This window comes from Gammaproteobacteria bacterium (assembly GCA_036381015.1).
GTDB lineage: Bacteria > Pseudomonadota > Gammaproteobacteria > Steroidobacterales > Rariloculaceae > ZC4RG20.
The window spans coordinates 1-5,502 of the sequence record DASVDR010000042.1 but is presented as its reverse complement, the minus strand read 5'-3'; the positions used below and the strand labels follow the sequence as shown (position 1 = coordinate 5,502).

Below are 5,502 nucleotides of genomic sequence, written 5' to 3'. Positions count from 1 at the left end.
GTCGAGCTGGGTGCCGTCGGCGAAGATCAGCGTGCTCACGTAGCACGCATGCTCGTCGTACCGGTCGGGCGAGCCTTGGATCGTGATGCGGGTGCCGGGCGCGAACATCTCCGGCGTCCAGCCCGAGCGCCGCAGCGTGGTCGCCGAGCGCAGCTCGCAACGGTACGAAGCTTTCTCGCCGCTCCCGGTGGTCACGTCGAAGTGCAGCCACGAGTGCGGATTGACGAAGTCGAGATCGGTGATGACGCCGCTCAACTCGATGTCCTCGTTCATGGCGAACGTGCCGAACCCATGATGGGCGGACGCCGCCGTCGCCGCGAGCAACGCCGCGACGAGCGCTCCGATCGCCGCTGTTCTCATTGCTGCTCCCCCGCGCACGGCGCGCGCCGTGCTTCTCCCGAGCGCGGTCAGCATACCAGCAGGCCGCGTCGAATCGAACGCGCACGCCGTCCCGGAAGCGACACCCGCAGTCCGTTTGCGGGACGCATGGCTCCGCGTCGGAGCCGAAGAATTTCCATTCGAACAATAAGTTAGCTATCGGCGGCTGCGTGGCACGCACGTTGCTACCCACGCTCGAGACAGCGCACGTAGGGGAGGCACGATGGCCGAGCTGCGGCAAACGGTTCGCCGGTTGTTCCGGGCGCCTGGATTCACGTTGACCACCGTGCTGACGCTCGGCGTCGCGATCGGAGCGACGATCGCCATCTTCAGCGTCGTCAACGGCATTCTGCTGAAGCCGCTGCCGTTTCCCGAATCGGACCGGCTCATCGCCCTCGTGCACCGGTCGCGTGACTCCACCGAGATGGCCGCGTCACCGGCTTTCTATCTCACCTATCGCGAGCACAGCACCACATTCGAGTCCGTCGCGCTCTGGCACGAGAACACCGCCGCCGTCACGGGCGCCGGCGAGCCCGAGGAGGTGCCGCGGCTCATGGTCACTTACGAGCTGCTCGCGACGCTCGGCGTGCAGCCCTTGCTCGGCCGCGCGTTCACGGCAGCCGACGGCGAACGCGGCGCCGCCGGAACGGTGATTCTTTCATATGCGTACTGGCAACGCCGCTTCGGCGGCGCGGAAAACGCGCTCGGGCAGACGCTGGTCGTGGACGGCGTTCCGCGCGAGATCGTGGGCGTGCTCCCTCCGGACTTCCGGTTCACGCAGCCGCCTCCGGCGATCGTGACACCGGATCTCCTGGTCGGCAGCGCACCGTTCGTGCCGTCGAGCGGCGAGCGCGGCGTCGCGAGGCTCAAGGAAGGGGTGACGCTCGAGGAAGCCTCCGCCGACGTCGCGCGGATGATCCCCATCTACCTCGACAGCCATCCGATCGTGCCGGGCTTGACGCGCGCCGCCGTCGAAGCGATGCAGATCGGCCCGAACCTGCGCACGCTGAAGGACGACATCGTCGGCGACCTGGACGAGGTGCTCTGGGTGCTCATGGGCACGATCGCGATGCTGCTGCTCGTCGCGTGCGCGAACGTCGCGAATCTCCAGCTCGTGCGCACGGAGATTCGCGGTCGGGAGCTTGCGATTCGCGCGGCGCTCGGCGCCGGCCGGGCGCGTATCGGACGCGGCTTGCTCGCCGAAAGCGTGCTGCTCGGCATCGGCGGCGGCGTCGTGGGCCTGGTCTTTGCGGCGATCGCCTTGCCGCTGTTGCTCTCCGTCGCCGGCGACAATCTGCCCGCCGTGCTCGAAGTGTCGATCGATGGAACCGTGCTCGCCTTCGTGCCCGCGATCTCGCTGGCCGCGGGGCTCGCCTTCGGGCTGGTCTCGGTCCTCAAGCACGCCGGCGCTCCGGTGCCGAGCCGGCTCGGCGGAGCGGGCCGCACGAGCAGCGCGAGCCGCGAACGGCAGCGCGTGCGCAACGCGCTCGTCGTCGTGCAGGTAGCGCTCGCGCTCGTGCTGCTGGTCGGATCCGGGTTGATGATCCGCACGTTTCAGTCGTTGCGCGACGTCGATCCGGGCTTCACGGAGCCGCACTCGGTTCAGATGTTCCGCATTTTCATTCCGCAGCGTGAAGTGCCCGATTTTCGGCAAGCCCTGCGGCTCGAGAACGACATCGTCGACCGCCTCGCCGAGATTCCCGGCGTCGAAGCCGTGGGCTTCTCTACGCGCCAGCTGCTCGGTCAATTCGGACCCACGGGGCCGTTCTCGCTCGAGGACAAGCCCGACGCGCCGCCCGTGAGCCCGGTGTTCCGCTATGCGTCGCCCGGATATTTCTCGGCGATCGGCACGCCGCTCCTGGCCGGCCGCTCGTTCGAGTGGAGCGACCACTACGGAATGCAGCAAGTGGCGCTCGTCTCGGAGACCTTCGCGCGCCGCGAGTGGGGCTCGCCGGCTGCCGCACTCGGCAAACGCCTGCGCCGCGCGCCGAGCACGCCCTGGCTCGAGATCGTCGGCGTCGTCGGCGACGTGCGGATGCACGGCGTCGATCAGCCGGCGCCCGATGCCCTCTACCTGACGGCGAGCGAGAGTGTCGCGCAGTTCGTGATGCGCGCCGTACAGTTCGCCGTGCGCAGCGACCGCGCGGGCACGCCCGGCTTTCTGCGCGAGGTGGAGCAGGCCGTTTGGTCCGTGAACGCCAACCTGCCGCTCGGCAGCGTCGTGACGCTCGGCGAGCTCTACGGCCGATCGATGGCGCGAACGTCGCTGACGCTGCTGCTCGTCGGCATCGCGGGCGCTATGGCGCTCGTGCTCGGGCTCGTCGGCATCTACGGCGTCTTGAGCTACGTGCTCGCGCAACGCACCCGCGAGATCGGAATCCGCGTCGCGCTCGGCGCGCGCGACGGCCACATCGGGCGCATGCTGCTCGGCCACCTGCTCCGGCTCGTGGGTGCCGGTGTCGCGCTCGGCTTGGGCGGCGCGGCGCTGCTGACGCGGCTCATGGAATCTTTGCTCTTCGGCGTCACGGCGCTCGACCCGGTCACGTACGTCGCCGTCGCGACGCTGCTGATCGGGACGGGCGCGCTCGCCGGGTATCTGCCGGCGCGGCGCGCGACGCGCATCGATCCGCAGGCGGTGCTCAAGGCCGAATAGGCCGGGTGTGCAGCATCGACGGGCGCTGCATCGCGGCCGAGGTGCTCGAGAATCCGCTCAATCACGGCCGAATCCTCGATGCTGGCGATCACCCGGAGCTTCCCGCCGCATCTTCGGCAAATCTCTATGTCGATGGCGAACACGCGCTTGAGGCGCTGCGCCCAGGTCATCGCCCGTTGTCGGTCGCTGGCCGATGGCTCGCCGCACGCCCTGGCCTCTTTGGCAGCAGCCGCCCGCGTCCCGGGCACGATCCGGGACCGATCCGGGCTCGCCGGAGCGAACACGCCGTGACAGCGAGTTAAGTTCGCGCGGGGCTTGGGCACCAGCGCGGCGAGCCTGGCAATAAAGTCCTCGGGCTCGAAGATCACGTGCGTCGTGCCATCCCGATACGGCGTTTTCAGTGCGCAGCGCACGAGCCCACCCTCGGTCAGCGACAACCGCTCGGTGGCGACCGTCGGCCTGCGGCATCGCCCTGTTGATCCTGCTCGCCGTCCTCGGCTTCTGGTGGCTCGAGTGGCGCGGTGCGCCGTCCGGCCTCGATCTCTCGCCGTCCGCCGTCACGGCCACGGCAGTCTCCCGCGGCAGTAATTTCGATGACGACTGAGGGCCGGCAAGCGCGATAATCGCGGCATGCGCGTGCTGCTCGTCGAAGACGATCCGCTGCTCGGCGACGGCATCCGCGCGGGCCTCCGCCAGCTCGGATTCCAGGTCGACTGGGTGCGGGACGGCGAGAGCGCCGAGCGGGAGCTGCGCGCCGAGGAGCACGCGGCCGTCGTGCTCGACCTCGGCCTGCCCCGCAAGGATGGGCTCGAGGTGCTCGCGCAGGCCCGGCGCGCCGGCGTGAAAGTTCCTGTTCTCGTTCTCACCGCGCGCGACGCGGTGCACGATCGAGTCCTGGGACTCGACCTCGGCGCCGACGCGCTCGCTGCAAGGTCGGCTGCTCGCGCTGCTGCTCACGGTGGTGGTGGTCGTGTGGGCGGCCGCGGTGGCAGCGATCTGGTACGACGCGCGCCGCGAGCTCGACGCGTTGCTCGACGGCCACCTCGCGCAGGCGGCCGCGCTGCTCGTCGCGCAGCAGGCCGGCGAGATCGAGGACGACGACGAGCCCGACCACGACCGCCGAATCGACGCGCCTGCCCTGCACGACTACGCGCCGCGGGTCGCGTTCCAAGTCTTCGACGAGGGCCGGCTGGTCTTGCGCTCCTCCAATGTGCCCGCGGAGCCGATGCTCGGCGCGAATGCGCGAATCGAGGGCGGCTTTGCGACGCTGCGGATGGCGGGCGAGGAATGGCGCGTCTTCGCGGCCCGGGGCGCCGAACGCGACGTGCGGGTGTACGTGGGCGAGGCGCTGGCCTCCCGCGGCGCGATCCTGCTGGCGGTGTTACGCAGCGTGCTGTTGCCCATGGCCATCGCGCTTCCGCTGCTCGCGCTAGCCGCTTGGGGGGCGGTGCACCGCGGAGTCGAGCCGTTGCGTCGGCTCGGCCTCGCGCTCGCGGCGCGGCAACCGCGCGATCTGCATCCCGTCTCCCTGGCCGATGCGCCCGCCGAGATCGGCTCGACGATCGATGCATTGAACGCCCTGCTCGGACGCATCGGGGTGCTGCTCGAATCGGAGCGCCGCTTCACGGCCGATGCCGCGCACGAGCTGCGCACGAGCTGCGCACGAGCTGCGCACGCCGATCGCCGCGATCCGCGCGCAGGCCCAGGTCGCGCTCGCCGAAACCGACGACGCCGCGCGCGCAGGCGCTCCGCAAGACGATCGAGGGCTGCGATCGGGCCGCCCACCTGATGGACCAGCTGCTCACGCTCTCACGGCTGGAAGCGCTCGATACACCGCGCGCCGAGACCGTCGACGTCGGCGCCGTCGCACGGCGTGTCACGGCCGAGCTCGCGCCCGCGGCGCTCGCGAAGCGGCAGACGTTGGAGCTCGAAGCCCCGGAGCCGTGCGAGGTGACGGGCAGCGAGGTGCTGCTCGCCGTCCTGATACGCAATCTCGTCGACAGCGCCGTGCGCTACAGCCCTCCCGGGGCGCGCATCATCGTCGGCGTGCGCCGCGAGGACGGCCGCGCGGTGCTCGGCGTCGAGGACAGCGGGCCTGGGCTCGCGGAGACCGATCGGCAGAAGCTCGGACAGCGCTTCTTTCGGCGCGCCGGCACCGACCAGAGCGGCAGCGGGCTCGGCGGGTCGATCGTCCGCCGCATCGCGGAGGTGCATGGCTTCGAGGTGCACGTGGAGCGCTCGGCGCGGCTCGGTGGCCTGGCCGTGCGCGTCGTCGGCCCGGAATCGCCGGGGCGGGGAAGCTCGGGTGGTCGCTAGCGCGACAGCGAGGGAGTCGTCGCTCCTCGTTGGTCAAAACTCCAGGAGAAAGCCGATCGACGGCACCGTCGGCAGCCACTCGTCGAGCTCGGTGTCGAGGCTCACCGGCCGACCGAGCTCGTCGAAGCCGACCGTGTAGTCCACGCAGCACGGAT

At 70.3% G+C, this 5,502-nt stretch carries 3 protein-coding genes and 3 pseudogenes; 4 read left to right on the top strand and 2 right to left on the bottom strand.

Features of this window, described 5'->3' with window-relative positions; genetic code table 11:
• Positions 1 to 360: DUF6152 family protein (locus VF329_14380; protein HEX7082190.1), on the bottom strand; the 360-nt coding region annotated here is incomplete at its 3' end.
• Positions 361 to 601: 241 nt separating this feature from the next.
• Here VF329_14380 and VF329_14375 point away from each other — a divergent pair.
• A complete protein-coding gene (locus VF329_14375) occupies positions 602 to 3,031 on the top strand; it encodes an ABC transporter permease (GenBank protein HEX7082189.1) in 2,430 nt (809 codons plus the stop codon).
• Between the two features lie 38 nt (positions 3,032 to 3,069).
• Here the strand turns inward: VF329_14375 and VF329_14370 are convergent.
• Positions 3,070 to 3,492: pseudogene (locus VF329_14370) on the bottom strand (transposase).
• Positions 3,493 to 3,506: 14 nt separating this feature from the next.
• On the opposite strand from VF329_14370, the gene VF329_14365 reads away from it, so the two are divergent.
• From VF329_14365 to VF329_14355, 3 genes and pseudogenes are all read left to right on the top strand, one after another.
• The gene (locus VF329_14365; GenBank protein ID HEX7082188.1) at positions 3,507 to 3,635 is read left to right on the top strand and encodes a hypothetical protein; all 129 of its coding nucleotides are present in this window, start codon (positions 3,507 to 3,509) and stop codon (positions 3,633 to 3,635) included.
• A 26-nt stretch (positions 3,636 to 3,661) separates the two neighbouring features.
• Positions 3,662 to 3,949, top strand: a pseudogene (locus tag VF329_14360) (response regulator).
• Positions 3,918 to 5,347 (top strand): annotated as a pseudogene (locus VF329_14355) (ATP-binding protein). The pseudogenes VF329_14360 and VF329_14355 overlap by 32 nt, the downstream one beginning before the upstream one ends.
• Positions 5,348 to 5,502 lie beyond the last annotated feature (155 nt).